Source organism: Acinetobacter sp. UC24323, from assembly GCF_024151445.1.
GTDB classification, from domain to species: domain Bacteria; phylum Pseudomonadota; class Gammaproteobacteria; order Pseudomonadales; family Moraxellaceae; genus Acinetobacter; species Acinetobacter baumannii.
In genome coordinates this window covers 298,077-324,988 of record NZ_JAHIBY010000003.1, presented here as the reverse complement: position 1 = coordinate 324,988, position 26,912 = coordinate 298,077, and the positions used below count along the sequence as shown (strand labels likewise).

Here is a 26,912-nt window from a genome sequence, read left to right as displayed (position 1 = left end):
GATTAATCTGCCTCATAAAATTTTGCGGCGAATAACGCCTGTACTTCATTTAATGCCTGTTCTTCGTCAGTGCCATCAATGACTAAACGTAAAGTAGTCCCTTTACCTGCACCTAACATCAGTAACGACATAATATTCTTTGCATCTACTAAATGATCGCCCTTACCAATTTGAATTGACGAACGAAACTTTGTAGTGACCTCTATCAGTTTTCCTGATGCACGTGCATGTAAACCGAGTTTATTAATTACATCAACAGTTGTGTCTATCATGACCAGTGCTTCATTTCTCTGTGTAAGACCTGAACAGACCATTCTGCCTCAAGTGCTTGTTTTAGTCTATCTACCATATAAACTGAACGATGCTGGCCGCCTGTGCAACCTATTGAAATCGTCATATAGTGACGATGCCCTTCAGCAAATGCCGGCAGCCATTTTTTTAAGAAGTGGAGAATGTCCTCAAACATTTCATTTGCTTGTGGACTTGCTTCTAAAAATTGTTTAACTGGCTCGTCTAAACCAGAAAAGCGGCGTAATTCTAAATCCCAATGCGGATTTGGTAAATGCCGTACGTCAAAAACATAGTCGGCATCTAAAGGAATGCCATGTTTATAACCAAATGACTGCAATATAACAATCAGATTATCTGACTGCCCTAGTTTTGATAGCAAGATATGTTTTAAATCGTGAACACTTTTATCTGTGGTATCAATGTGAACAGTGGCACGAAACTGAATTGGAATCAGCAACTGCTTTTCTTCATGAATACACTGTAAAAGGCTTTTGAAACGATTTGCTAACGGATGTGGACGACGTGAAGCACTAAATCGTGCAATCAAATCTTGATCTTGTGTCGTCAGATAAATCACATCAACCGTACCATGTTTTTGTAATTGCTCAAAAACATGGTCGAACTCTTGCATATCTGCCCGAGTACTTCGTACATCCACCCCTAAAGCAAGCTGCTCAAGATTATTTTCATGATCTAGCTTTGCCACGATCTCAGGCAGCAATGCCAAAGGTAAATTATCAATACAGTAGTAGCCCAAATCTTCTAATACTTGAAGAGCTGAAGATTTTCCTGAACCAGACTGTCCTGTCACGATAAGTATACGCTTCATGGCATGGCTGTCCTTTTATATATTATTGAGGTGTAAAGGCAACTTGTAGATTATCAATTAAGCGCGTTCCACCTAACTTTGCCGCGACAAACAACACAATATCACGATCAAATTGAGAAGCAGCTAACAAATTAGGTTGACGAGCCTCCACATAATCCACAACAAAACCATTGTCTGTCAACAGTGTTTTCAAATCTGCCAAGACTTGTTGTAAATCTTTACCTTGGTGTAATTGCTCTTCGGCTTGTTTTAAACCTTGATAAATGACTGGTGCAACCTGACGCTGTTCAGGAGTCAAATAACCATTTCTTGAACTCAGTGCCAAACCATCTTCTGCACGAACAATTGGTACGCCAATAACTTCTAACGGAATATTCAAATCCTGTACAAACTGGCGAATCACTGCTAATTGCTGGTAGTCTTTTTGACCAAAGAAAGCATAATTCGGTTGCACAATATTAAAGAGTTTGGTGACAACCAGTGCTACGCCATCAAAGTGCCCCGGACGTGAGCTTCCACATAAATCATCAGTAATTTGACTGACGCTAATGTTAGTTAAGCGAGGTTGTGTACCGTACATTTGCTCAACTGATGGTGCAAAAATAATGTCACAGCCAACATCTGCAAGTAGACGACTATCCTGCTCTAACGTACGCGGATAATTATCAAAATCTTCACCCGGACCAAACTGTGTTGGGTTCACGAAGATACTCACAACCACAACATCACATAACTTTTTCGCTTCACGAACAAGAGTGAGGTGGCCTTCATGTAGATTTCCCATCGTTGGGACAAAACCAATGATTTTACGTGCAGCTCTAGCAGGATTTAAAGAAGCAGCTAAGCCTTGTATAGTGGTTTCTGTTTTCATGAATTACAGCTCAACTTGGAAAGTGTGTTCTTTAGCTGGGAACGACTGATCTTGTACAGCAGCATGAAAAGCTTTAAAAGCATCTAAAATCGCTGTTTCACCAGATTGTTCTTTCATAAAGTTACGTACAAAACGCGCAACTCGACCAAACGTTAGACCTAACATGTCTTGTACAACCAATACCTGGCCATCAGTCGCATTACCTGCCCCAATACCGATCACAGGAGTATTTGGGAACAATTCAGCAATTTCTTGACCTAATTGTGCCGGAACGCATTCAAGTAATAAAACTGCCGCGCCCGCTTCAACCACCGCTGTACAATCGGCAATAAGCTGATCGGCTGCTTCGCGCGTTCTAGCTTGTAACTTGTAGCCACCAAATACATGTACAGACTGCGGGGTTAAACCTAAATGTACACATACAGGCACACCATTACGTGTTAACACTTGGACAGTTTCACTTAGCCATGCACCGCCTTCGATTTTGATCATTTGGGCACCAGCTTGCATAACTGTTTTCGCATTCTGCAAAGCATCGTTTAAAGTGGCATAACTCATAAATGGTAAGTCAGTCATAATTAAAGCATGCTGATTACCGCGACGGACTGCCGCTGTATGATAGGCCATGTCTTCAACAGTTACAGGTAAAGTTGAGTCACGCCCCTGAATTGCCATTCCAAGAGAATCACCAATTAAGATCGTATCAATTTCAGCAAGTTCCATTGCTTTTGCCATACTTGCATCGTAACAAGTTAGGCAAGAGAACTTACGTCCTTCGGCTTTAAATTTTCTTAAGTCACTTAGACTAATCATGATGGTATCCTCTACAGGAGTTTGCAGAACGTAATAAGTCCGGCTTTAAGCCCAAGACTCATCAGCAAGTACAGTCAGCGTTGGCTGCTGTATGAGTTCTAAATTTTTAAGTGGCTGATCATTAATATGTAGATCAGCATCTAAATCTAATAAAGGAATCACAACAAAATCTCGTTGTAATATTCCTACATGCGGCACCGTTAAGCGCTCATTTTGTATTTTTTCATTGCCATAAATCAGTAGATCAAGATCTAAAGTTCGCTCCCCCCAATGACGGAGTCTCACCCGCCCAGCTTCCTGCTCAAAACGCTGTAACTGGTCAAGTAAGTCCAGCGGAAGTAACTCGGTTTTTAGCTGAGCGACTGCGTTTAGATAATTCGGCTGATCTTGGGGACCCATAGGGGGACTTTGGTAAAGTTTAGATACTTTCACTTCACCAAGAGATTTAAGTTTAGCTATCGCTTCAGACAGAATCTGGCGTGAGTCCCCTAGGTTACTTCCTAAGCCAATATATGTGGTTACTGTCATTGTGTCGGCCCAAAAATAACTTGGCTCAAATCACGTTGTACCCGCTTGCGCTTTAAAATTGGATGATCACTCATCACATTCGTTTGTGCTGCGGAAGATTTTTCAATAAAACGGTCAATAGACTGCTCTTGTCGTGCACGCTCTTTTTTACCACGACGGCTTCTAGGCTCTGGAACATCAACTAAAGGCTCAATTTCCGTATCAACCTTATTGCTTTCAACAGGCTCAGCAGCAACCTTACGACGACTTTTCGCCTTCTGACGATTATATTGGCTAATCGCAGCTTCTTTTTCGTCGTTTGACATTTCTTGGTAAGCTTCCCACCAGCTTCCCATTCCCTGTGTTGTGTCATCACCTGACTTTTCACGAAGTAATAAGAAATCAAACCCAGCGCGGAAACGAGCATGGCTTGCCAATGCTTCAATTTGCTGTGGTTTTGGATTAAGCAAACGGGTTTGCATTTCCCAAACTTCACGAATAAAAGTTTCGGCAAAACGAGGAATAACTGTGCGTGTTGCTTGACGTTTTAAAACATCCAAACCTGCTTGAGCACGTGCTTCGGCCGGAACAACGCCTTTTGATAAATAAAAATCACAACGCTCTAAAAATGGCTGCCACAATAAAACCGCATAGAAAAATGCCGGATTAATCGTTTTACCCACCTGAATACGTTGATCAGTATTTTTTGCTGCACGTTGAATAAATGGAGTGAGATCCGGACGAATATCAGCAAAAAGCTGTTTCCACACGCCAAAGTCAATCAACATTGGTAATACGCGTGCCAAATGTCCCATTGTGAAAAGCTTTTGAGACTCATCGTATAAACGGTGTGGTGAAACATCACGAAGTAATTGCGTCATCTCAACATCAAAAATGTCGAGAATTGCCGGATCAATTTTAAAGTTGAGCTTAGCTGCAAAACGTAATGTCCGAAGCATACGCACCGGATCTTCTTCAAAACGTTGCACAGGATCGCCCAATAAACGTAAAGTCTTACTTTTGACATCATCAATTGCTTTACAGAAATCGAGCACAATACCCTTACGCGGCTGGTAGTACAGAGTATTGATAGAAAAATCGCGTCGAGCAAAGTCCTGTTCGATGGTTCCCCAGTTGTTGTCACGTAAAATCATGCCCGAAGCACTGGTCACCGCTTTTTTAGGAGGAGCACGGAAAGTGGCAACTTCGATTAGCTCACGTCCTGAATAGACATGTGCCAATTCAAATCGTCGGCCAATAATTCGGCATCGACGGCCAAAAACTTCTTTAATTTGAGAAGGTGTTGCATTGGTGACTGCATCGAAATCTTTAGGATTGAGTCCTAGCATTAAATCACGGACACCACCCCCAACAATATAAGCTTCATAGCCTGCTTTAGTCAGACTATCGATCACATCTAAAATCGAAGAAGGAAGTTGGGCTGTGGACAAACCACATTTTGACGCTCGCAAGGTTTGCAAAAGACGCTGTCTCCTACGTCAGGACGTAAATAACAAGTTGTCGCTAATCATAGCTCTAACACACACAAAGGGCAATTTGATTCTCTTAGATTGCGCAGGAAATGATAATTGACGAATAGAACTTTTATAAGGCTAAACGCGATTTATTTTTTTCAAAAATAGCTGGTCCAATTCCTTTAACGTTTTTAATTTCGTCAATATTTTTAAAGCTACCGTTCTTTTGTCTGTATTCTACAATAGCTTGAGCCTTTTTCTCACCTATACCTTTTAACTGCTGAAACTCATTTACATTCGCCTGATTCAAATGAATTTGCCCTGTAGAGTCATTAAAATTTTTAGTTTGAGAAATTTTAGAACCATTAGAATGAGAAGACTTAGTGATGTTTAACTTTTGGTCATACATCTGCTGTTTAGCCTTCCATTCTTGAAAGTTTTGATCAAAAGATTGTGCGTAAACCGAAGGTGAAATTACTCCCAAGCACAAAATTATTAAAACAAAATACTTATTTTTCCAAAATCTCATGCTGTATTGCATGTGGTTTTTCCCCTGATTTTAATTGTCGTTTTGCCTGATTCCACAATTCATCCATTTCGGACAAGGTCATGTCTTCCAATGTTCTTTGCTGTTTTATGGCTTGCTCTTCAATAAAAGCAAAACGACTTCTAAATTTATGTATGGTTGATAAAAGTGAACTTTCACTTGAAATGCCAAGTTTACGTCCTACATTGACTAATGAAAACAGGCAGTCTCCAAATTCATCTTGAATTTCATTACTATTTTGATTTTCAAGTGCTTGTTTAAACTCATCTAATTCTTCTTCTAATTTTGTATAAGCATCTTCTACCGTTTCAAAATCAAACCCAACTTTTGCAACATTTTTTTGAATTTCCTGCGCCTGAGATAGTGCTGGTCCATGTTTAATTTCATCTAATCTTGATTGTGGTTTTCCTTGCTTTTCTTGTTGTTTAATTTGTTTCCATAACTCACTTACTTGTTCTGGTGTTAAGTTGTTAAATTGGTCTGCTTGAAAAACGTGCGGATGGCGTCGTACTAATTTTTCGCTAATTGCCTCAACCACATCTTGAAAATTGAACGCCCCCTGCTCGCTAAACATTTGCGATTGAAATACCACTTGTAATAACAGATCACCCAATTCATTCCGAATTTCATTAATGTCACCTTGACGAATGGCAGCCTCGACTTCATATGCCTCTTCAATCGCATATTTAGTCAGTGACATTGGAGTTTGCTCTTGGTCCCACGGACATTTTTCACGTAGCTCTTGCATAATTTTAAGCAATTTATCCATGTAACCCTCAAGTTCAAAAAATTGGTCAGTAACTTTAAAATCTTAATTTGCTATGATCAAAATTAAAGCGGCAAATCATTCGTCATATTGTAACGATAAAGAGAAAAAAAGATGAAACATAGCATTCTGATTAGTGGCGCAGCTCAAGGTATTGGAGCAGAAATTGCACGGGTATTTTATCAGCGGGGTTATAAAGTCGGCATTTATGACATTAATGAGTCGCTTGCTCAAAATTTAGCGCAGGAATTAGGACCAAATGCATGCGCAGGCTATCTAGATGTCAGTGACTACAGTCAGTGGCAACATATATTAAAAGAATTTACCGACTGGGCTGGCGAGCTTAATATTTTGGTGAATAACGCAGGGATTTTATATTCCGGAGCCTTTGAAAATATCGATATCAAGTCACACCAAAGAACAATCAATATTAATGTAAACGGCGTAATCAATGGCTGCCATGCTGCACTCCCTTATTTAAAGCAAGCTTCTTTTGCACGAGTCATTAATCTCTCTTCAGCTTCTGCAATTTACGGGCAAGCTGACCTCATTTCTTATTCGGCCAGTAAATTTGCAGTGAGAGGAATTACCGAAGGTTTAGATGTGGAATGGAAAAAATACGGTATTCGTGTTTTAGATGTGATGCCTTTATTTGTACAAACCGCAATGGTCAACAATATGGATGCAGGTTCTATTCAAAACATGGGAGTCGATTTAACGCCTAATGATATTGCTCAACAGGTGCTTTCACTTGTAGAGAAAAAAGCTCATTTCTGGACACCGACTCACACTCCAGTTGGTATAAAAACCAAATTGCTTTATCAACTCTCAACAATAAGCCCCCAGTTTTTAAATCGTTTAACTAATATTTATCTATCAAGAAAGTAGCTTATAAAAAAGGCCGTCAATTGACGGCCTTTTTCTCAATTTAGTTAAACACCTTGAATCATGCGTCGTGCGCTAATAATCCCCGGTTGTTGCTCTAAACGAGCTAACAAACGTGAAAGCTGAGCCAAGCCTTTCACCTCAATGAGCAACTTCATATTAGCAATACCATCTGCCTCAGAAATTGTGTTCACCTGACGGATATTAATCTGGTCAGAAAAAATCACTTGAGTTAAGTCTTTGAGTAAGCCACGACGATCATAAGCCTCAACTACAATTTGAACACTTTGACCACGAGTTGGCTGCATTTCCCAATCGGCTTCAACAGCACGTTCTGGCTCTTGCTTGATCATGCGTTGATAATCAGAACACAAGACTTTATGAATACTTACCCCACGGTTCAACGTGATATAACCGGCAATTGATTCACCATGAACTGGTTGGCAACACTGCGCAATATGTAGCTCAACATTGTCTAAACCATCAATTAAGATGCCATGCGCAGACAGAGTGTGGCTGGCACGTGGGTTTAATGTTGGTTTAAGTACCAGTTCAGGTTCATCCTGATCCAGATGCATTTGACGATTAATCTGATTAATCAGGGCATGCAAACTAATATCGCCGCTGACCAGACTAACCAAAATATCATCCCCTGTTTTCACATTAAAATGTGACGAGTAATCGTTGAGATCGATACTCTTAGGGTGAATCGCCAATCGAGACAATTCTTTGTTGAGTAATTCACGACCAACTTCAAGGTTCTTACTACGGTCTTGCTGTCTGAACCAATGACGTAATTTGTCACGAGCACGAGCTGTCTTGATATAACCTAAAGAGTTCACCAACCAGTCACGGTTAGGCTCACGATCCTTCTTAGTTAAAATCTCAACCTGCTCACCTGTTTTTAACGTATAGGTTAATGGTACATAGCGCTGGTTAACACGCGCTGCATAACACTTGTTTCCAACCTCTGTATGCACATGGTAAGCAAAGTCTAAAACTGTTGAGCCACGTGGTAGTTCTTTAATATCACCATCACGACTAAAGACATAAATCTTTTCAAAACCTTCAAAGTCTTGAAGTTGATCAAAACCTTCCGTCTCATCTTCATTTTGATGTACTGTTGTTTCATTACGTTCTTGGTAATGTTCCAAAACAGCACGAAGCGAATGCAAACGGTGGTTAAAAGAGTGGTCGGTATTCTTTGAACCTTCTTTATAGTTAAAGTGCGAACATACCCCTAACTCTGCTTCGTCATGCATCTCATGAGTACGGATTTGTACCTCTAAAGATTTATTCTCAGCAATAACAGCAGTATGTAATGAGCGATAACCATTGGCTTTCGGGTTAGTAATATAGTCATCGAACTGATGTGGGATATGACGCCAAATCTGATGAACAATACCTAATGAGTGATAACACTCAGGTACGCTATTCACCAATACACGTAAAGCACGAATATCATAAAGCTGATCGAAACTTAGGTTTTTGCTTTTCATCTTTCGATAAATCGAATAAATGTGTTTTGCTCGACCTGTAATTTCAGCTTCAATACCATGCGCCGCCAATTCACTTTTTAAACGGTCTATCACGAACTGGATATAATGTTCACGCTCAAGACGTTTTTCATTGAGTAATGAAGCAATCTCTTTATAACGGTCTGGCGCCAAATAACGAAACGCTAAGTCTTCAAGTTCCCACTTCAGCTGTGCAATACCAAGGCGATGCGCTAATGGTGAATAAATAGTTAAAATTTCACGCGCCACACGCTCTTGACGTTCACGTGATGAGTTTGCCAACTCACGTAAAGAGTAAGTACGTTCAGCTAACTTAATTAAAACGACACGAACATCTTCGGTCACTGAAATCAGCATTTTATAAATGCCGCTTAAATGTTCCCGTTGGTTGTTATTAAAATGGTCTTCTAGTCGTTTATTTTTTTCAATAAGCTCTGAAAGCTTACCCATTGCCAAAGTACCTTTGACAAGGTTATAAACTTGCTCACCAAACTTTCGCTTTACTTCTTCTATATCAGTAATGTCCTCACGAACACTACGATAAAGCATTGCAGCAGATAAAGTATCTTCATCTACATGTAAATGCGCCAGAATATCAGCCATTCCAACACCAGTAGCAAATGTATTGGAACGATGATTAACCGTTGAATCTAACTCTTTTTGTAGGGTTAAATGCGCAACCTCTTCGAGTTGTTTAAGCTCTGCCCCATCTAATATTTCACGAACCCGATCCAACCATGAGGCTAAACCGACTTGTGTTTCGGCGGCATGCTCTACAGTCGTTTCCTCTGACAACTCAGTTAGTTGTTCAGGTAACTGTTCACGTACTGTGACCATACCATTCTCCTGGATATGTAACTCATGTTTTTAATCGTTTATCTCTTGAATTTTCTCAAATAAAGCAATCGATTCAACATGTTCTGTGTGCGTAAACATGTCCATAACCGCTGCTTTTTTTAACTGGTAACCATGTTGAACCAAAACACCTGCATCCCTTGCTAATGTTGCTGGATTACATGATACATAAACGATTCTTTTTGCTCCAAAGTTCGGTACATACTGCATAATTTCATATGCACCAGCACGAGGAGGATCAATCAATAATGCATCAAATCCTTGATTTGCCCAAGAATGATGCGAAAAATCTTTTGTTAAATCTTGTGAAAAGAAGCTTGCTTGCACCAGATTATTACGCTTTGCATTATCTGTTGCCCGCTGCACCATTTCTTCACTTGCTTCCACACCTACAACCTGACCCTTTGCACCAACACATCGTGCAAGTGGAAGCGAAAAATTACCTAACCCACAAAACAGATCTAGTACTCTTTCACCCTGTTGCAATTGAAGCAATTCACATGCCAATTGCACCATTTGTTCATTTACTGTGGCATTGACCTGCGTAAAATCCAATGGCGAAAAAGCAAAATTTACATCAAATGCATTTAAAGCATAATGTAATCGCATAGCTCCTTGTTCTTCATCAATACGACGAAGACTTTCGGGTCCTTTAGGTTGCAAATACAACTGCCAGCCTTTGTGTAACGCAAATTGTCTTAATTGGTTGACATCAGCATTGTTTAGTTTTTCGATATGACGAACTAATAAAGATGTTTCATGATCACCTTTTGCTAATTCTACATGACCAATATGCGCTTTGCCTTTTAGACTTTGGAGTAAATTACGCAATTCCGGCAGACTATCTGATAACTTTTTATCCAAAACGCTACAAGTATGGATAGATGTTAAACGATTACTATGATGCTCACGAAAACCTAGAATCAAACGGTCCTGTTTTGGCAAATAGCGCACACCTATTCGAGCACGACGGCGATAATCACTTTGCAAAGAACGAATTGGCTCTAACCATTGTTCAGGCTGAATACCAGCAAAGTGTTGCAAGTGTGACTGAAGGACATTTTGCTTTAAACGGATCTGTTCATCAGGGTGGATGTGCTGCATGCTACACCCCCCGCAAATACCATAATGAGGACAAACTGCCTCTACACGATTTGCTGAAGGTTCCGCTAAAAGCTCTACCATTTCAGCTTCTTCAAGCCGCTTAGCCTCATGCGTAATTTGGGCTTTTACTGTTTCTCCAGGCAACGCATAACGAATAAACACTTTTTTACCATGCTTATCTGCCGGATGATCTGGATGAGAACCATAATGCGCAATTCCCCGCCCCTCATGAGAAAGAGTTTCAACCTGAAAAATATATTCGGGTTGTTGAGGTTTACGAGATTTGGCTTGCTGTTTCAAAGAATGAACCTAAAAATTTAAAGGGTTAAAATAGTGGGACGTAAACTCGGTATGCTTCGATGTACGTTGCCACACCTCAAGAAAATCGGCTTGCTGAGGCATAGTCTGTAAATACTCAATACTCGAACTAATCCAGTGGTTATGCTCATCTACATTCATTTGGCCTTTGAGCAATAGCCAACGCAAATAAATAAACCATGTATTGAGCACATCACCTTCACAATAACTGGTTAACTTTAACCATTGTTCTGTACGTACATATTCAGGCACATGATAACCCGACTCACCACGTTTACCTGGTAAACCTAAAATACAGGCTACATCATCGAGTTTCTGGAAATTACGGCCATTAAACATTGCCATAACATCCATTAAATCAATATGACGGTGGTGATAACGGTTTTGGTAATTATTAAAACGCTTCTGACTATCAAGCTCGCCTTGATCAAATAACCCGGGTGCCGAAAGACCATGATACATGGCACGGAACAAAATGACGGGCAAATCAAATTGCGAACCATTCCAGCTCACTAAGGTTGGATGGCGCTTATCAAAAATGGATAGAAATTTCTGTAAAATTTCAGCTTCCGAATAGTATTCCCGACTAAAAGAAAATAATCTGAAACCTGATTCATCAATCCACAAACCAGAAATACAAACGATTTCATGTAAAGGCAAACGCTGAAAATCCATGCCGGATTCTTGGCGGCGGATTTTTGTGAGTGCCTGTTCAACATCTGCCTCTGGCAAATCAAGATGATATAAATGCGCTCCCGCTTTTAAATCAGTTAAAGTTTCAATATCAAAAACTAAAGTAGGAAAACGCATTTTTTCTCTCAATTATGAGTCATCAGTCCTGTACTGAGAACAGGCCTGTAGACAAGTAGCGATCACCACGGTCACAGATAATGCAAACAATCACAGCATCCGGATTTTCTTCTGCAATTTTTACTGAAGCCCATACCGCCCCCCCAGAAGATGTACCTGCACTAATTCCTTCTTCACGTGCTAAACGGCGAGCTGTTTTTTCCGCTTCAATTTGCGGAATATCCATAATTTGATCAACACGCTTTGGTTCGAAAATTGTAGGTAAATATTCTTGTGGCCAACGGCGAATACCGGCAATATTTGAACCTTCAGAAGGTTGTAAACCAATAATTTGAATATCTGGATTTTGTTCTTTTAAATACTTAGAAACACCCATAATGGTACCGGTTGTACCCATTGAACTTACAAAATGGGTAATCTTTCCACCTGTTTGTTTCCAAATTTCAGGGCCAGTCGTAAGGTAATGAGCTTCCACATTATCTGGATTACCAAACTGATTGAGGACTAAACCTAGGCCTTCAGCTTGCATTTGCAAAGCCATATCTCGTGCAGCTTCCATATTCGGCGCTTCAATCAATTCTGCGCCATAAGCACGCATGGCGTCCTTACGCTCCTGACTTGAATTCCCTGGCATAATAAGTTTCATTTTATAGCCGCGCATCGCCGCAACCATAGCTAAAGCAATACCGGTATTACCACTGGTAGCTTCAACCAATGTATCACCTGGTTTAATTTGACCACGCTTTTCAGCCTGCATAATCATGTTATATGCAGGACGATCTTTTACAGAACCTGCTGGATTATTACCTTCCAATTTTGCTAAAACCGTTGCCTGCGTATGACAAGCCAAGCGCTGCAAACGGACCAGAGGTGTTTTACCTACATAGTGATCTAACAAAAATTCGTCGGCTAAAAAATCAGGTTGTGTATTACTCATGATCAACACCTAAATCGGGGTGGCACTATTGTATGAAAAAATGATCGGTACTGCATCCATTTCACTATGCTTTTTAATGAAAGTGATTAAAGCCCAGTCAGTTATAAAATGCCGTCTGTTTTAAAATAAAGCGTGATAATATGCCCTACAGAGAGATCAATCTGATGTAGCTATGTCTAATTTCAATAAAACCTTATCGAAACGCTTACGTCTGAATCATGCATATGGGCAATTAATTGCTCTTATTTTTGTGCCCATTATGATTTTAACGTGTGTTGGGGCTTTTCTGGTTTTAACTGAAACATCACGTTCTGCAAAGCAACAACAATTGCATCATGCCTCAGCGATTTTGGCACGCTACAATCAAATTGCTAAAGATCTCTACACATTAGTAGAACTACAACCAGATGAATATGATCATGCTCAACATATTATGCAAAGTATGTTTAGCGAGAAAAATCTAAAGCGTGCTGCTTTAATTGATAGTAATGGTCAGACTTATTTAAGTATCGGTTATCGAGATAATCGTTACTGGCCTAACTTCACACAAAACAATAACTTTTTTGGTCCGATCTCTTATAACCATAATAATATCTATGGAGTCCGTATCATTGATACCGCAGGAAAGCCCCCTGTCTGGCTCTTGATTGAAATGGATAATCAACCACTTGAATTAGCGCATTATCGCATTTTGATTGCTTTAGTCATTACTGGCCTGATGACTTTATTATTACTTTTGCTCTGTCTTAACTTTTATTCTCGCCGCTGGATTGCACCCATGTATGAAATACGTATGCAATTACAGCGTCTCAATGCAGACACTTTAGACCAACACATCGTGATTAACAGTTCCGGTGAGTTAAGATTACTCCAGCGCGATATCGCAAACGTGGTGAAACGCTTACACTTTAGTTTTTTAGAGTTAAAAGAACATACCGAGCAAACAGAAGAAGACTTACGCAGAACTTTAGATACTTTAGAAGTTCAAAACATTACTTACCGTCAAGCACGCGACCAAGCCATTTCATCTAATCAGGCAAAATCGGTTTTCCTGGCCAATATCAGTCATGAACTTCGTACACCGCTTAATAGTATTGATGGCTTTATTCATTTATTACTTCGCCAACAAAATTTAAGTAACGAACAGAACCTTTATTTACAAACTATTCGCAAGTCCTCCGCCCATTTATTAGCATTAATTAATGATGTATTAGATTTCTCAAAAATTGATGCAGGTAAACTGGAACTTGAAACAGCACCTTTTGACTTAGAAGAAGCTGTATTTGATGTCATGGATATGTTGTCACCTTTGGCTGCACAAAAGCATATTGCCATGGCTTTTTATTATGCAGACAACATTCCTCAACAAGTGATTGGTGATGCTTTACGCTTTAAGCAAATTTTGACCAATTTGATTTCCAATGCCATCAAGTTCACGCCAGACGGTGAAATTATTGTTCGTGTACGTATGGAACATGATGACATCGGTCAGTGCTTGCTTCATTTTAGTGTTCAGGACAGTGGTATTGGTTTAAGCGGTACAGACCGTAAAAAATTATTTGAGTCGTTTTCGCAAGGCGATGCATCTGTTACCCGCCAATTTGGTGGTACAGGCTTAGGTCTGGCAATTTCTAAACAATTGGTTCATCTCATGCATGGCCAAATTGGCTTTGAAGATAACCAAGAACGTGCTCCAACAGAAAAAGGTTCAACATTCTGGTTTACTGCACAGTTTGCTGTAGATGAAGAACATGAGATTGAACATCCTCACTTCGAACATTTACAAGTAGTGTCTTATTTAGCTCACCCTGCAACAGCCAGTGTTTTGCGCTACTATCTTGAAAATTATCAAGTACCACATATCGAAACTCAATCGATTCTGGACTTGTTTAGCCGCTTAAAACATCTCGACCAGAAAGACAATACATGGCTCATTGTTGATCATAGTGGTGATACTGAAGCTCTACTCAAAGAAATCCGTAGCCGTTATCAAGGTAACTTAGCAGTTTACGGCTATCAAATGACGCTTGAGCCAAACATGCTCACCGAATATCGCGCTCGCCCACTTTATCAACCATTAAGCCGCAGTGGCCTCATTCAATTATTAAGTGACCAACCTATCTTTGAAGAGGAACAACAAGACTTTAATGGGCAGGGTTTACATATTTTGGCGGTCGATGACCATTTACCTAACTTAATTGTTTTAGAAGCATTATTAGGTGAGTTAAATGTCAAAACCACTAAGGCCTTAAGTGGACAAGAAGCGCTGAATATTATTCAAGAAAGAATTGATCAGAAGCTTAAACCATTTGATTTGGTATTTATGGACATTCAAATGCCGGTTATGTCGGGCATTGATACCACACGTGCGATCCGATCTTTAGAATCCACTTTAGATGGGGAAATGCAACTTCCAATTATTGCTCTAACAGCCCACGCGCTTGCAGATGAGAAACAAAAGCTTCTTAAAGTTGGTATGAATGACTATGTCACCAAACCAATTCAAATGGAGCAAATCATTCAAATTTTAACGCAATGGACGAAAAACAACTTCACTGCGCAAAATCTAGCTAAAGATCATCATGTGGTTGCAGAAGCGTTAGATCCAGAAATTTTAAATTGGCAGCAAAGTTTACAACTGGCAGCAAACAAAGAAGATTTAGCTCAAGATCTTCTCAAAATGTTGGTAGATAGCTTCCCAACCGAGCTAGAAGAAATGCAACAACTCATTGAGCTTGAAGACTTTCCTCAGCTTGAGCATGTACTACACCGTCTCTATGGCGCAACACGCTATGTAGGCACACCAAAACTTCAACAAGTGACGGGTGACTTTGAACAATTTATTTCTACGCTACGCAAAGAACGCCGTAGAGCTGACGATGGCTTCATTGAAGAAGTCATGAGACGTTTCGATGAATTAGGTCTCGTCATTAAAGAAGTTGAGAGTGCAGCTCATCAAATTTTAGTCATACCAGATTAAATAACAGTTGCTAAATAGGCATGACTGACCTGTCATGTTTCCAATTTCCAGCCATGCTATGCTCCGCTTATCGATAAAAAAATAAGCGGGAATTTCATGGCACTTTTACGTATTGAAAAAAATAATGGCATTGCAACAGTTTATCTAAACCGTCCTGATAAACGTAACGCTATGAGTTTTGCTCTACTCAAAGAACTTGTAACAACGGCTAAAGCTATACAAAAAGACCGAGATATCCGCTGTGTAATTTTGACAGGTGAAGCACAAGTGTTTAGTGCTGGTATTGATTTATCTGACTTAAACAATCCTAAGAACTCTGCATTTGCCATTTGGGAACTTATTAAGCCAGGGCAAAGCCTTTTCCAAAAAGCTTTTCTTATTTGGCAAAATTTGCCCGTCCCTGTTATTGCCGCTCTTGAAGGTTATTGTTTTGGGGCAGGTATGCAACTTGCACTAGCTGCCGATATCCGCATTGCCCACCCAGACACCAAAATGTCGATTATGGAAAGCCGCTGGGGTTTAGTACCAGATATGGGTCTTACCCGTTCGCTCAAAGGCTTGATTGGAGTTGACCTTGCAAAAGAGCTGACTTTAACTGCCCGTGTTTTTGACGGAAATTATGCAAAAGATATTGGACTTGTGACTCACTTAAGTGAGAACCCATTAGAAAAAGCAAATGCGATCGCTTCGGAAATGTTACAGCGCTCACCTGATGCATTGACTGCTGCAAAACGTGTACTAGATGCAATGGAACATCAACCAGAAAAATCATTACGCTTAGAAAAAATCTGGCAACTTAAATTATTACTTGGTAAAAATAGCAAACTTGCTCGTAAAAAAGACAAACATCCGGAAGTTAAATTTTTACCACGCCAATATAGATAAGAGCTTTATTATGAATTTTGATCGTAATACTCCTATTGCTTTTTTAGGCATAGGACTTATGGGAAGCCGTATGGCAAGCCGTCTTATACAAGCCGGCTTTCAGGTCGCAGTATGGAATCGAACAGCATCTGCTTGTGAAGAACTTATTGATATTGGCGCGCATGCACTCGATCTTTCCAACATCGGACAGTACCCTCTCATTTTAACTTGCCTAGCCGACGATAAAGCTGTGCAAGCAGTATTTGATCAAATTCAAACAAACTTAAAAGCGGGTCAGGTCATTGTCGACTTCTCAAGTCTCTCTGTTGCTGCGACAAAAGTACTTGCTCAGGCTGCTGCTTCACAAGATGTGATATGGATTGACTCCCCCGTTTCAGGCGGTACAGCTGGGGCAGAACAAGGCACGCTAGTGATTTTTGCAGGTGGCGATGCTCAAACTATTGAAGCTTTAAGTCCTGTTTATAATGTTCTTTCCCAACGTGTCACACGAATGGGAGATACAGGCACAGGACAAGCAACTAAAATTTGCAATCAACTCATTGTGGCAGCAAACAGCGCCCTGATTGCCGAAGCAGTTGCACTGGCAGACCGCGCGGGCGTAGATACCACTTTACTCGCTCCTGCCCTAGCTGGCGGATTTGCCGACTCAAAACCTTTTCAAATACTGGCACCACGTATGGCGACTCATACTTTCGAACCTGTTCAGTGGAAAGTTCAAACATTATCGAAAGACCTTAACAACGCAGTAACATTGGCTAACAATGTTAATTTAGACATCCCCGTTGCACAAAAAGCTCTATTACAGCTACAAACTCACCAAAAAAATGGCTTTGCTGAGAAAGATTTAGCTACTATGATTCAAGTAGTAGAGCAATAATAAACGGAGTTTGTGTATGGGTCGTCTTGCCGTTAACTTATCCATGATTTTTACCGAAGTTCCTTTAATTGAACGCTTTGCATTAGCCCATGCAGAGGGCTTTGAACATGTAGAAATTCAATTCCCATACGAGCTTGCCATTTCTGATATTCAAGACCAACTTGAACGTTACAACCTAAATTTATGTTTAATTAACGTTCCTGCTGGTGACCTTATGCAAGGTGGAAATGGCTTAGCAGGTATACCGGGTCAAGAGGCAGCATTTCGTGAGGCATTACAGTTAGCGATTCGCTATGCCACAGCATTAAAAGTACCTCGTGTTAATATTTTGGCAGGTAAGCAACCTCAAGACTCTGACTTACTTCCTTGCCTTAAGACACTTGCAAGCAACTTAAAATTAGCCTGTGATTTACTGACAGAACACGATATTGAACCTGTGTTTGAAATGATTAATGGCACAGATATGCCACGCTTTTTGGTACAGAACATTGCCCAAGCCCAAGAAATGCTAGAAGCAGTCAATCACCCTGCCTTAAAAATGCAATATGACTGTTACCATATGGCAATGATGGGTGAAGATGTACTTGAAGGGTTACAAGAAAATATTCACCAGATTGGCCATATTCAGTTTGCAGATTGTCCGGGACGCCATGAACCCGATACAGCTCAAATACCGTATGAGCAAATTTTTTCATGGATTAAGCAAAGTGCTTATGAGGGCTATATTGCGGCAGAATATAAACCTAAAAATGGCTCAAATCAGTCATTTACATGGAAAAAGAAATATTTTTCCGATGATGTAAATATATAAACTGTTACTAGTTTTGTTTGAAATTCTGAGTGAAAACCACTATATTAGATAGTGAGTAATTGTCAGGAAAATATACCCTATATGAATTTAGAACCATCGCCCAGCGTGTCTAATTCTCACGATTTCGCAATGAACACCTCAAATAAAGACGTACAAGCTTGTCTTAAAGTCGTCCATGACGCTTTAGTTGATGTAAAAGCAAAAGATATTCTACAGTTAGATGTTAGTTCTATTAGCAATGTTGCTGATGCTATTGTCATCGCGAGTGGTACTTCTACTCGTCACGTCAAAGCACTTGCTGACAATGTTGCAGAAGAAGCTCGAAAAGCTGGTTTCCGCCCGATTGGCGTTGAAGGCGAACGAGATGCCGAATGGATCTTAATCGATCTTGGCTTTGTTGTAGTACATGTGATGCTACCAACTGCCCGCAAATTCTATGATTTAGAAAGCTTATGGCGTACTGCTCCAGAGTCGGTCGCATAAAATTTTGCTTTTAAAAAAAGCGGCTCTTTTGAGCCGCTTTTTGTTTATACACTTACTGAAACTTTTATTATTTAAACACCCACCTTTACCCTCATGTTCTATGAAAAGCTGGTAACTCAACAAAACTTTAATAACACTAACAAGCAAGTCATCACTCTTATTTAAAATTGACATGACAAATTGTCAGAATTCCAGCACTATACCAATTCTTATAGTCTCATCAATAAATAGCATAACCGGAGCACTAAAAAGTGAAGATACTCATTACTGGCGCCAATACAGGTATTGGTTTTGCCACAGCAGAACAACTTGTAAAACAAGGACAACATGTCATTTTGGCATGCCGAAATCCTCAAAAAGCACAAGAGGCACAAAACAAACTACGCTCACTCGACCAAGGACAAGTCGATGTCGTTTCTCTCGACTTAAACAGCCTTGAATTAACTCAAAAAGCTGCAGAAGAAATTGCAGATAAATATGGCAGCCTTGATGTACTTATTAATAATGCCGGTCTATTTTCAAAAACAAAGCAACTCACCGTAGATGGGTTTGAACAGCAATTTGGCGTTAACTATTTAGGTCACTTTTTATTAACTCAAAAACTACTCCCCGCTCTAAAGCAGTCTCCTCAAGCACGTATTATTCATCTAGCGTCTATTGCTCACTGGGTTGGTTCAATTAAGCCTAATAAATTTCGTGCGGAAGGTTTTTACAATCCCCTGTTCTATTATGGACAATCCAAGCTTGCAAACTTATTGTTCAGCAATGCATTAGCTGAACAACTAGCAGACAGTTCAATTACCAATAATGCATTACACCCCGGTGGTGTTGCTTCCGATATTTATCGCGATTTACCAAAACCAGTTTATGCAGCCATGAAAGTAGGTTTAGTTCCAACATCGGTTCCTGCAAAGCTCATTACAGAAATGGCGACTGGTGACACATGGCAAAACCGCAATGGTGAATATGTCAGTGCGCATATGCCAGACTGGAAATCTTCCCATGCCAAAAACCAGCAATTAGCACGCGACCTCTATCAGCAATCTATGTCTCTAGTGGAAAAGTTCCTCTAACCTTCAAAAAATAAAAAACCACCCGAAGGTGGTTTTTTTATATCAAAGCAACTTAGTGGCCTGTACCGTTAATTGCTTTCGTCATATCTTCAACAACTTTCTTAGCATCACCAAAGATCATCATTGTTTTTTCGTTATAGAACAAATCATTATCAAGACCAGCATAACCTGTCGCCATAGAACGCTTAATCACCATGATTGTACGTGCTTTATGTGCTTCAAGAATCGGCATACCATAAATTGGTGAACCTGGGTCATCTTTTGCAGCAGGATTCACAACGTCGTTTGCACCAATAACAAGTACTACGTCAGTTGCCGGGAAGTCTGAGTTGATCTCATCCATTTCCAAGATGTCTTCATATGCTACGTCTGCTTCAGCAAGCAATACGTTCATGTGACCAGGCATACGACCTGCAACCGGGTGAATTGCGAAACGGACGCGAACACCTTGTTCTTTTAGAATTTCACATAACTCTTTTACAGCATTTTGTGCACGACCTTGCGCCATACCATAACCCGGCACAATCACAACGCTGTCTGCATTTGACATTAAGAAGCCAGCATCATCAGCAGAACCTGAACGGTAGTTACGTTGAACTTGTTCACCTTTAGCAGCTGTAGAAACTGCTGCACCACCCATTGCACCACCAAACAATACGTTGATGATTGAACGGTTCATTGCTTTACACATGATGTATGACAGAATCGCACCAGATGAACCCACAAGTGAGCCCGCAACGATCAACATGTTGTTTTCAAGGGTAAAACCAATACCTGCTGCTGCCCAACCAGAGAACGAGTTAAGAAGCGATACCACTACAGGCATGTCACCACCACCTACCGGTGCAATCCATACCCAGCCAAATGCAAGTGCAAGTGCGGTCATTGCCCAGAAAGCAGTCATGTTGCCAGTTGTGAAGAAGTAGAAACCACAAGCCAACATCGCAACAAAGATAAGTGCTTGAACAGGTTTAACCCATGCACCAGAGATTGTTTTAGCCCATTTTTTCGCAGCCAATTTACCGTAAGCAAACACAGATGCTGTAAAGGTAATCGCACCAACGAAACAACCAACAAACAATTCAAATAGGTGAACCTTACTCATGTGTGCATGTTGCACGCCAGCCGCTGTTAATGCTGCCTCATTTTGAGCAAACAATGCTGTAAGCTGGTTGTTATGCAAAATTGCTGCAACTGCAATCAAAACCGCAGCCAAACCCACCAATGAGTGCATAAGTGCAACAGTTTCAGGCATTTGAGTCATGGGTACAGTACGTGCACGTGCAATACCCACAATCGCACCAAGCACCATTGCACCACCAATCATCCAAATAACTGGGTTATTGGCAACAAAGAAGGTTGTTACAACTGCAATCGCCATTGCGATCATACCGTAACGGTTACCTTGAATTGCTGTTTTAGGACCAGATAGGCCGCGAAGCGTCAAGATAAAGAGAATTGCGCCTACAAGGTACAACCAGTTTGCATTTGCTTGAATAAATTCCATGTCAAAGCCCTCTTATTTCTTTTGCTTAGGCTTGAACATTTCCAACATGCGTGCAGTTACTGCGAAGCCGCCGAAAATATTAATGCTTGCTAAAAATACTGCAATCGCACCAAGTACGCTCACAACATTCACACTTTGAAATGCAACATTTGCATCTACACCAAGTACAGGCAGGCCAACTGTTTGCAACATCGCACCAACAACAATAATCGATGACAATGCGTTGGTTACCGCCATAAGTGGCGTGTGCAAAGCTGGTGTAACACCCCAAACAACGTAATAACCTACGAAGATGGCAAGGACGAAAATTGTAATAGTTTCAACCATGAGAAATCTCCTTAACCACGCTTAAGCAGCACTTGACCGCCATGAGTGACCAATAGGGCTTTTTGGATTTCGTCTTCTTGATTAATCGCAAAGTTTTTCTCTTTGTCGAATAAAGTCTCTACGAAATTAAAAACGTTACGTGCATATAATGCAGAAGCTTCTGTCGCAACAGTGGCTGGAATATTTGGAATACCCAAAATTTTTACACCATTTTCAGTGACAACAGTTTCGCCAACTTTAGAACCTTCAACGTTACCGCCTGTTTCAACTGCCATATCTAAAATGACAGAGCCTGGTTTCATTTTGGCAACAGTTTCAGCTTTGATCAGACGCGGTGCATCACGGCCTGGCAACAATGCTGTTGTAATCACGATATCGGCATTCGATACAGCTTTATCTACAATCGCAGCTTGGTCTTTGATGTATTGCTCACCCGGCATCCAGCCATAACCATTTTTTGCTGCATCTGCTGCACGTTGCTGTTCTTCTTCAGACATTGGTACGTCTAACCACTTACCGCCTAAAGACTCAACCTGATCTTTTGCTGTTGGACGTAAATCTGTTGCTTCAACAATTGCACCCAAACGTTTTGCAGTAGCAATCGCTTGAAGGCCTGCCACCCCAACACCCATAATCACAACACGTGCAGGCTTTACAGTACCAGCAGCAGTCATAAGCATTGGGAACATGCGTTGATATTCAGCAGCTGCAAGCAAAACTGATTTATAACCAGCTAAGTTTGCTTGAGAAGACAACACATCCATGTTTTGTGCACGAGAAAGCGTACGAGGAAGCAATTCCAGAGCAAAAGCAGACACTTGCTGATTCGCAAATTGGTCTAGCTCGGTATTACGATAAGGATCAAACATTGCTACAACAGTTGTATTTGCTGCAAGTTTTTGAATTTCCCCGCCTTGTGGCGCACGAACTTTCAAAATAATTTGACTACCTGTATAGGCATCATCCGTAATGGTTGCACCGACCTGTTCATAAGCACTGTCAATGTACGCAGCCTTTACACCAGCACCACGTTCAATCACAACGCTATGACCAGCGCTAATCAACTTCTTTACTGTCTCTGGCGTAGCAGCTACACGATTTTCACCGACGACAGTTTCGGTTGGGATTCCGATCTGCATGAGCGTTCCTCAAGCTAATTTCTCATTGTCAAAAACATTGCAACCCGCAATGTTTCCCCCATGTGTATTCTTTGTACAGAATTTGGATTCTAATTGAACTTTTTGAAAATACCACCCACTATTTATTTAATAAATACCCATATTTTGAACTGATGATTCATGATGTTTGACATGAGGTGTAATATAGGAGGATTTTTCTTTTTTTGCAGACAATAGTCTCTCTTATACAGTCCTGTATATGAAAATTTCTTTATCTTCGTTTCAAATTGGGTCTTTTTTTGCGCTTTGCTCTGCTTTTCTATTCAGCACAAAAGCGATTTTCATTAAACAAACTTATGCCCTTTCTCCATTAGTAGACGGTACAGTCCTGATGGCTTTACGGATGTTAAGCGCTTTACCGTTTTTTCTATTAATTTGCTGGTTCAATAGGCATCATAATCAGGGCATAAAAAAGAAGGATTGGCTAATTTTAATTTTTGCCGGTCTGTTAGGCTACTACTTTGCCAGCTGGCTCGATTTCATGGGCCTCATGTTTATTAGCGCTTCTTTAGAGCGAATCATCCTATTTTTATATCCCACACTTACCGTGATCGCTTCAAGTCTGCTCTACAAACAAAAATTAGATGTAAAAAGTTTATTCGCCATTTTTCTTAGTTATGGTGGAACCGTGTTAGTGATGCTGCAAGAGCACAACAATGCACCAATTCAGGGCAACTTTTGGCTCGGAACAAGTTTTGTATTTGCTAGCGCTGTAGCTTTTGCCGGTTATTTACTGCTGACTCCACCATTAATTAAAAAATTTGGTTCTTGGAATTTCACAGGCTTAGCTTTAACAGTTGCCTGTATAGGTACATTAACCCATTACACTTTAAGTACCCCTCACCCGTTTCAACTCCTATTACAACTTCCCTCAAGTGTAATTTGGTACGGGATTGGCTTAGGCTTTTTAGTCACTGTCTTACCTACCGTTATGCTTATGCAAAGCATTGAACGATTAGGTGCCTCTCAATCTGCAATGATTGCTTCGATCGGACCAGTTTTAACGATTTTGCTTGCCGTTGCTTTTTTAAATGAACACCTAAATATATGGCAATGGGTCGGTTGTTTCCTCAATATAGTCGGTGTAATGATGATTACTTTAAGAAAGAAAAGACTAAAACACTAAATGCTCTTGACCTCAACTTAAGTTGAGGTTGGATACTCATCTAAATTTTATTAAACGGTTGAGTTCCATGAACAAAGAAATTTTTAAAATCATAAATCCTTCTACTTTATATGACCCAACACCTAACGCTTATAGTCATGTCGCTGTAGTAAGCAATTTTAACAATATTATTCATATTGCAGGTCAAGGTGGCGAAGACCAACAAGGTCAATTAAGTTCTCATTTCAGCGAACAAGTCCTACAAGCATTTGAAAATATTAAATATGCGTTAGTAGCTGCCAATGCAGAACTTACGGATATCGCCGTTTTAAGAATTCTAGTTGTTGACCATTCGGTAGAAAAACATGAGATTTTGATTAAAATTATGAAGGATTTATGGAAAAATCACCCTTTTCCAGCCTGCACACTCATTCCTGTGCCGCGTCTTGCACTAGAACATATGCTCATTGAAGTCGAAGCAACGGCATACACTTAATAAAATCGAGAGAACATCATGTCTACCCCTGAAGATATCAGTCAAAATAAACCTTTACTTTGGTTGATGGCAGCAGCATGTGGCCTATGTGCAGGTGTGAATTACTATTGCCAACCACTTATTCACTCTATTCAGCAAGATTTTGCTGTAACTCAAGCACAAGCTGCTTTAACAGTAACATTCGCTCAGGTGTCTTATGCCTTAGGTTTACTCTTTATTGTTCCGATGGGTGATATTGTCAATAAAGCCAAAGCTATTCCGTTTTTAATGATGCTTTGTGCAGTTGGCCTATTTACCTCTGCTTTTGCTGTTAACTTACCTATGCTCTGGATCGGTACAATTTTAGCGGGTTTGTTTTCAGTTGCAGCTCAAGTGCTTATTCCTCTTGCAACAATGACGGTTAAACCTGAAAAAACTGGTGAGATTATTGGCTTCTTAATGAGTGGCTTATTGGTCGGGATTTTACTCTCTACCAGTCTGGCTGGCTTATTTTCCAACCTTTTCCACTGGAAAGTCGTTTATGCCATAAGCGGTATATTAATGCTTTTGTTGGCCTATACCTTAAAAAGCCGCCTACCTTATGTCATGCGTATGAAACTGAACTATGGACAAATCTTTATTTCCATGGCTCAGCTTTTAAAAGAGGAAAAGCGTCTATTATTAAGAGCGCTTACAGGTGCTTTCGCCTTTGCAGCAGTAAGTATTCTATATTCCACCATCGCATTACTTCTCACCTCGGCACATCATTTACCCGATCTATTTATTGGACTGGTACCTTTAGTCGGTATCTTTGGTGCGTTATCAACACGTTATATCGGCAAATATGCCGACCAAGGCTACACACGTTTACTCACCTGGATGGGTTGCGGGCTATTTTTGGTAAGCTGGATTTGTTTCTATTTCGGACAAACTCTACTTTCAGCTTATGTTATTGGTTTTGCTTTAATTCAATTGGCACTTGCCCTTGTCCACACCAGCAACCAAAGTATTATTTTCCGTTTACGTCCCGATGCCAAATCTCGTATTAATGCTATTTATATGACTACTTATTTTATTGGTGGTGCAGCTGGTTCGGCATTAGGGATTTTTGCATGGAATCGTGGTGGATGGACCATGACTTGCCTTGCAGGTGTAGGACTCGTTGTGTTTTGTATTTTATTTAGCATGATTGATGCTTTCTTACAAAAAAAGCAAATGGCTTAGCTATAAGGTAATTTGTTAAAAATCATCTTACTATATCTAACATTAGGGCGGTTATAAATTACGCAGTTAAATGCCACTGTCGATTCAGGGTTAAACCCCGTATAATGCTGCCCTTTCTTTAATTTAGCGACTTTTGGGTCTTTCGGTTATGCAATCACTTCAATCGTTACAACCTCGTATTTCAGTAGCCCCAATGATGGACTGGACTACAAAGGATTATCGATTCTTTGCGCGCTTGTTTAACCCGAACGTTGTGCTTTATACAGAAATGGTGACTACGGGCGCGATTCTATTTGGTGATGCGAAACGCCATTTGGACTATAACGCTCAAGAACACCCAATCGTATTGCAGCTTGGCGGCTCAAACCCACAAGAGCTTGCCACTTGCACAAAAATGGCTGAAGACTGGGGTTATGACGAAGTCAACTTGAATGTAGGCTGCCCAAGTGACCGTGTACAGAACAATAAAATCGGTGCATGTTTAATGGCAGAACCAGACTTGGTCGCTGAATGTATTCACAGCATGCAAAAAGCGGTGAATATTCCGGTAACGGTTAAGCACCGTATCGGTATTGATGACATGCAGTCTTACGAAGAAATGCTGCACTTTGTAGATACTGTAGCAGCAACAGGTTGTACTCACTTTGTCGTACATGCCCGTATTGCAATATTGAAAGGTTTGTCTCCGAAAGAAAACCGAGAAGTACCACCGCTACGCTATGAAGATGTTTACCGTTTAAAGCAAGAACGCCCGCATCTGACTATTGAAATTAATGGCGGTATTAAAACTTTTGCCGAAACTCAAGCTCATTTACAGCACGTTGACGGCGTCATGATTGGCCGTGAAGCCTATCACAACCCTTACTTACTTGCTGATCTCGGCCAACTTTGGAACCTAGAAGCGCCAGATCGTTTCGATATTATGGAACAAATGCTACCGTATATTGAACAACGTCTAGCTGAGGGTGCGCCACTCTCTATCATTACGCGTCATATTTTAGGTTTATTCCAAAATTTACCGGGCGCTCGCAAATGGCGTCAGGCGCTAAGTGGTGGAAATGCAAAAACTTTAACTGATGTCGAGAATGCAATCCATAATATGCAAGCTGCCATTATCCGTACTGAAGAGTATTTAAAGGAACACCAATTTTAAGCCAGCCCATGTTTCTAAAATTGTAAGAAAATGTGGCATTTTAAATCAGAGACTTAGATTTTGAGTATATTCGCAAATGTTGGCTTGAAATATTCAAAATTAAGCTCTGATTAATTATTTATATTCAATAATATCAAAAACTTAATTTGTATGATTTCAAAAACTCTTTTAATTAGCCCTTTTTTCCATGGCCAGAAATAAAAACTGGCAAAAAGATACGTTATTACATAACATAAACAAAACTTTTAAGTTTGGGCCATTAGTATCTCTGAACGCCACAGGTAGGTGGTGATTTTCTAAATACGGATA

The 26,912-nt window shown here is 40.3% G+C and carries 26 protein-coding genes; 11 read left to right on the top strand and 15 right to left on the bottom strand.

Annotated features, from left to right (window positions below):
- Positions 1-2: 2 nt before the first annotated feature.
- The 8 genes from KNQ97_RS06625 to mazG form a co-directional block, all read right to left on the bottom strand.
- Positions 3-272 (bottom strand): HPr family phosphocarrier protein, encoded by a 270-nt coding sequence (locus KNQ97_RS06625; protein ID WP_000567533.1) that lies wholly within the window; start codon positions 270-272, stop codon positions 3-5.
- Positions 269-1,120, bottom strand: a complete 852-nt coding sequence (gene rapZ / locus KNQ97_RS06620) for an RNase adapter RapZ (RefSeq protein ID WP_000821671.1) — start codon at positions 1,118-1,120, stop codon at positions 269-271. The genes KNQ97_RS06625 and rapZ overlap by 4 nt, the downstream gene beginning before the upstream one ends.
- Positions 1,121-1,142: 22 nt before the next feature.
- Positions 1,143-1,991 carry a pantoate--beta-alanine ligase gene (gene panC / locus KNQ97_RS06615; RefSeq protein WP_000846362.1) on the bottom strand — a complete coding sequence of 283 codons (849 nt, stop codon included), beginning with the start codon at positions 1,989-1,991 and terminating at the stop codon, positions 1,143-1,145.
- A 3-nt stretch (positions 1,992-1,994) separates the two neighbouring features.
- Positions 1,995-2,804: a 3-methyl-2-oxobutanoate hydroxymethyltransferase gene (gene panB, locus KNQ97_RS06610; protein ID WP_000624763.1), complete on the bottom strand. Its 810-nt coding sequence runs from the start codon at positions 2,802-2,804 to the stop codon at positions 1,995-1,997.
- Between the two features lie 45 nt (positions 2,805-2,849).
- On the bottom strand, positions 2,850-3,332 hold the full coding sequence (gene folK, locus KNQ97_RS06605; protein ID WP_000219213.1) for a 2-amino-4-hydroxy-6-hydroxymethyldihydropteridine diphosphokinase: 483 nt from the start codon (positions 3,330-3,332) through the stop codon (positions 2,850-2,852).
- Positions 3,329-4,792, bottom strand: a complete 1,464-nt coding sequence (pcnB, locus tag KNQ97_RS06600) for a polynucleotide adenylyltransferase PcnB (RefSeq protein WP_001194201.1) — start codon at positions 4,790-4,792, stop codon at positions 3,329-3,331. The genes folK and pcnB overlap by 4 nt, the downstream gene beginning before the upstream one ends.
- A gap of 124 nt (positions 4,793-4,916) precedes the next feature.
- Positions 4,917-5,327 carry a ComEA family DNA-binding protein gene (locus tag KNQ97_RS06595; RefSeq protein WP_002041921.1) on the bottom strand — a complete coding sequence of 137 codons (411 nt, stop codon included), beginning with the start codon at positions 5,325-5,327 and terminating at the stop codon, positions 4,917-4,919.
- Entirely contained in the window at positions 5,296-6,102 is an 807-nt protein-coding gene (gene mazG / locus KNQ97_RS06590; RefSeq protein WP_253611996.1) for a nucleoside triphosphate pyrophosphohydrolase, read from the bottom strand. The genes KNQ97_RS06595 and mazG overlap by 32 nt, the downstream gene beginning before the upstream one ends.
- Positions 6,103-6,213: 111 nt before the next feature.
- Here mazG and KNQ97_RS06585 point away from each other — a divergent pair, with 111 nt between their 5' ends.
- Positions 6,214-6,987, top strand: a complete 774-nt coding sequence (locus KNQ97_RS06585) for an SDR family oxidoreductase (protein WP_000682841.1) — start codon at positions 6,214-6,216, stop codon at positions 6,985-6,987.
- Positions 6,988-7,031: 44 nt separating this feature from the next.
- Here the strand turns inward: KNQ97_RS06585 and KNQ97_RS06580 are convergent, their stop codons facing one another.
- Genes KNQ97_RS06580 through cysM form a run of 4 tightly spaced genes read right to left on the bottom strand, consistent with a single transcriptional unit; the run spans position 7,032 to position 12,525 of the window.
- Positions 7,032-9,338 (bottom strand): bifunctional (p)ppGpp synthetase/guanosine-3',5'-bis(diphosphate) 3'-pyrophosphohydrolase, encoded by a 2,307-nt coding sequence (locus tag KNQ97_RS06580; protein ID WP_000259109.1) that lies wholly within the window; start codon positions 9,336-9,338, stop codon positions 7,032-7,034.
- A 30-nt stretch (positions 9,339-9,368) separates the two neighbouring features.
- Positions 9,369-10,760, bottom strand: coding sequence for a 23S rRNA (uracil(1939)-C(5))-methyltransferase RlmD (gene rlmD / locus KNQ97_RS06575; protein WP_162280918.1), 1,392 nt, complete (start codon positions 10,758-10,760; stop codon positions 9,369-9,371).
- A 9-nt stretch (positions 10,761-10,769) separates the two neighbouring features.
- Positions 10,770-11,588 carry a 3'-5' exonuclease gene (locus tag KNQ97_RS06570; RefSeq protein ID WP_253611995.1) on the bottom strand — a complete coding sequence of 273 codons (819 nt, stop codon included), beginning with the start codon at positions 11,586-11,588 and terminating at the stop codon, positions 10,770-10,772.
- A gap of 22 nt (positions 11,589-11,610) precedes the next feature.
- Positions 11,611-12,525 carry a cysteine synthase CysM gene (gene cysM / locus KNQ97_RS06565; protein WP_000072604.1) on the bottom strand — a complete coding sequence of 305 codons (915 nt, stop codon included), beginning with the start codon at positions 12,523-12,525 and terminating at the stop codon, positions 11,611-11,613.
- A gap of 172 nt (positions 12,526-12,697) precedes the next feature.
- Between cysM and KNQ97_RS06560 the strand changes: the two genes are divergently transcribed.
- From KNQ97_RS06560 to KNQ97_RS06535, 6 genes are all read left to right on the top strand, one after another.
- Positions 12,698-15,505 (top strand): ATP-binding protein, encoded by a 2,808-nt coding sequence (locus tag KNQ97_RS06560; protein ID WP_253611994.1) that lies wholly within the window; start codon positions 12,698-12,700, stop codon positions 15,503-15,505.
- A gap of 96 nt (positions 15,506-15,601) precedes the next feature.
- The gene (locus KNQ97_RS06555) at positions 15,602-16,390 is read left to right on the top strand and encodes a crotonase/enoyl-CoA hydratase family protein (RefSeq protein ID WP_001196724.1); all 789 of its coding nucleotides are present in this window, start codon (positions 15,602-15,604) and stop codon (positions 16,388-16,390) included.
- A gap of 10 nt (positions 16,391-16,400) precedes the next feature.
- On the top strand, positions 16,401-17,267 hold the full coding sequence (locus tag KNQ97_RS06550) for an NAD(P)-dependent oxidoreductase (RefSeq protein ID WP_001008369.1): 867 nt from the start codon (positions 16,401-16,403) through the stop codon (positions 17,265-17,267).
- A gap of 16 nt (positions 17,268-17,283) precedes the next feature.
- Positions 17,284-18,078: a hydroxypyruvate isomerase family protein gene (locus tag KNQ97_RS06545; protein WP_000532984.1), complete on the top strand. Its 795-nt coding sequence runs from the start codon at positions 17,284-17,286 to the stop codon at positions 18,076-18,078.
- A gap of 81 nt (positions 18,079-18,159) precedes the next feature.
- A complete protein-coding gene (gene rsfS / locus KNQ97_RS06540; protein ID WP_001047580.1) occupies positions 18,160-18,561 on the top strand; it encodes a ribosome silencing factor in 402 nt (133 codons plus the stop codon).
- 251 nt (positions 18,562-18,812) lie between these two features.
- Positions 18,813-19,634, top strand: a complete 822-nt coding sequence (locus KNQ97_RS06535; RefSeq protein ID WP_065086743.1) for an SDR family NAD(P)-dependent oxidoreductase — start codon at positions 18,813-18,815, stop codon at positions 19,632-19,634.
- Between the two features lie 52 nt (positions 19,635-19,686).
- Here KNQ97_RS06535 and KNQ97_RS06530 read toward each other — a convergent pair whose 3' ends face one another.
- The 3 genes from KNQ97_RS06530 to KNQ97_RS06520 are packed head-to-tail and all read right to left on the bottom strand — an operon-like array spanning position 19,687 to position 22,607.
- Positions 19,687-21,141 (bottom strand): NAD(P)(+) transhydrogenase (Re/Si-specific) subunit beta, encoded by a 1,455-nt coding sequence (locus KNQ97_RS06530; RefSeq protein WP_000394402.1) that lies wholly within the window; start codon positions 21,139-21,141, stop codon positions 19,687-19,689.
- Positions 21,142-21,153: 12 nt separating this feature from the next.
- The gene (locus tag KNQ97_RS06525; protein WP_000230434.1) at positions 21,154-21,468 is read right to left on the bottom strand and encodes a proton-translocating transhydrogenase family protein; all 315 of its coding nucleotides are present in this window, start codon (positions 21,466-21,468) and stop codon (positions 21,154-21,156) included.
- A gap of 11 nt (positions 21,469-21,479) precedes the next feature.
- A complete protein-coding gene (locus KNQ97_RS06520) occupies positions 21,480-22,607 on the bottom strand; it encodes a Re/Si-specific NAD(P)(+) transhydrogenase subunit alpha (RefSeq protein WP_001165468.1) in 1,128 nt (375 codons plus the stop codon).
- Positions 22,608-22,845: 238 nt separating this feature from the next.
- Between KNQ97_RS06520 and KNQ97_RS06515 the strand changes: the two genes are divergently transcribed.
- The 4 genes from KNQ97_RS06515 to dusA all read left to right on the top strand — a co-directional run bounded on the left by KNQ97_RS06515 (position 22,846) and on the right by dusA (position 26,603).
- Entirely contained in the window at positions 22,846-23,772 is a 927-nt protein-coding gene (locus KNQ97_RS06515) for a DMT family transporter (protein ID WP_000703577.1), read from the top strand.
- Positions 23,773-23,839: 67 nt separating this feature from the next.
- Entirely contained in the window at positions 23,840-24,247 is a 408-nt protein-coding gene (locus KNQ97_RS06510) for a RidA family protein (protein ID WP_031966637.1), read from the top strand.
- Positions 24,248-24,265: 18 nt separating this feature from the next.
- A complete protein-coding gene (locus KNQ97_RS06505; protein WP_000106683.1) occupies positions 24,266-25,450 on the top strand; it encodes an MFS transporter in 1,185 nt (394 codons plus the stop codon).
- A gap of 148 nt (positions 25,451-25,598) precedes the next feature.
- Positions 25,599-26,603 (top strand): tRNA dihydrouridine(20/20a) synthase DusA, encoded by a 1,005-nt coding sequence (gene dusA, locus KNQ97_RS06500; protein WP_253611993.1) that lies wholly within the window; start codon positions 25,599-25,601, stop codon positions 26,601-26,603.
- Positions 26,604-26,912 lie beyond the last annotated feature (309 nt).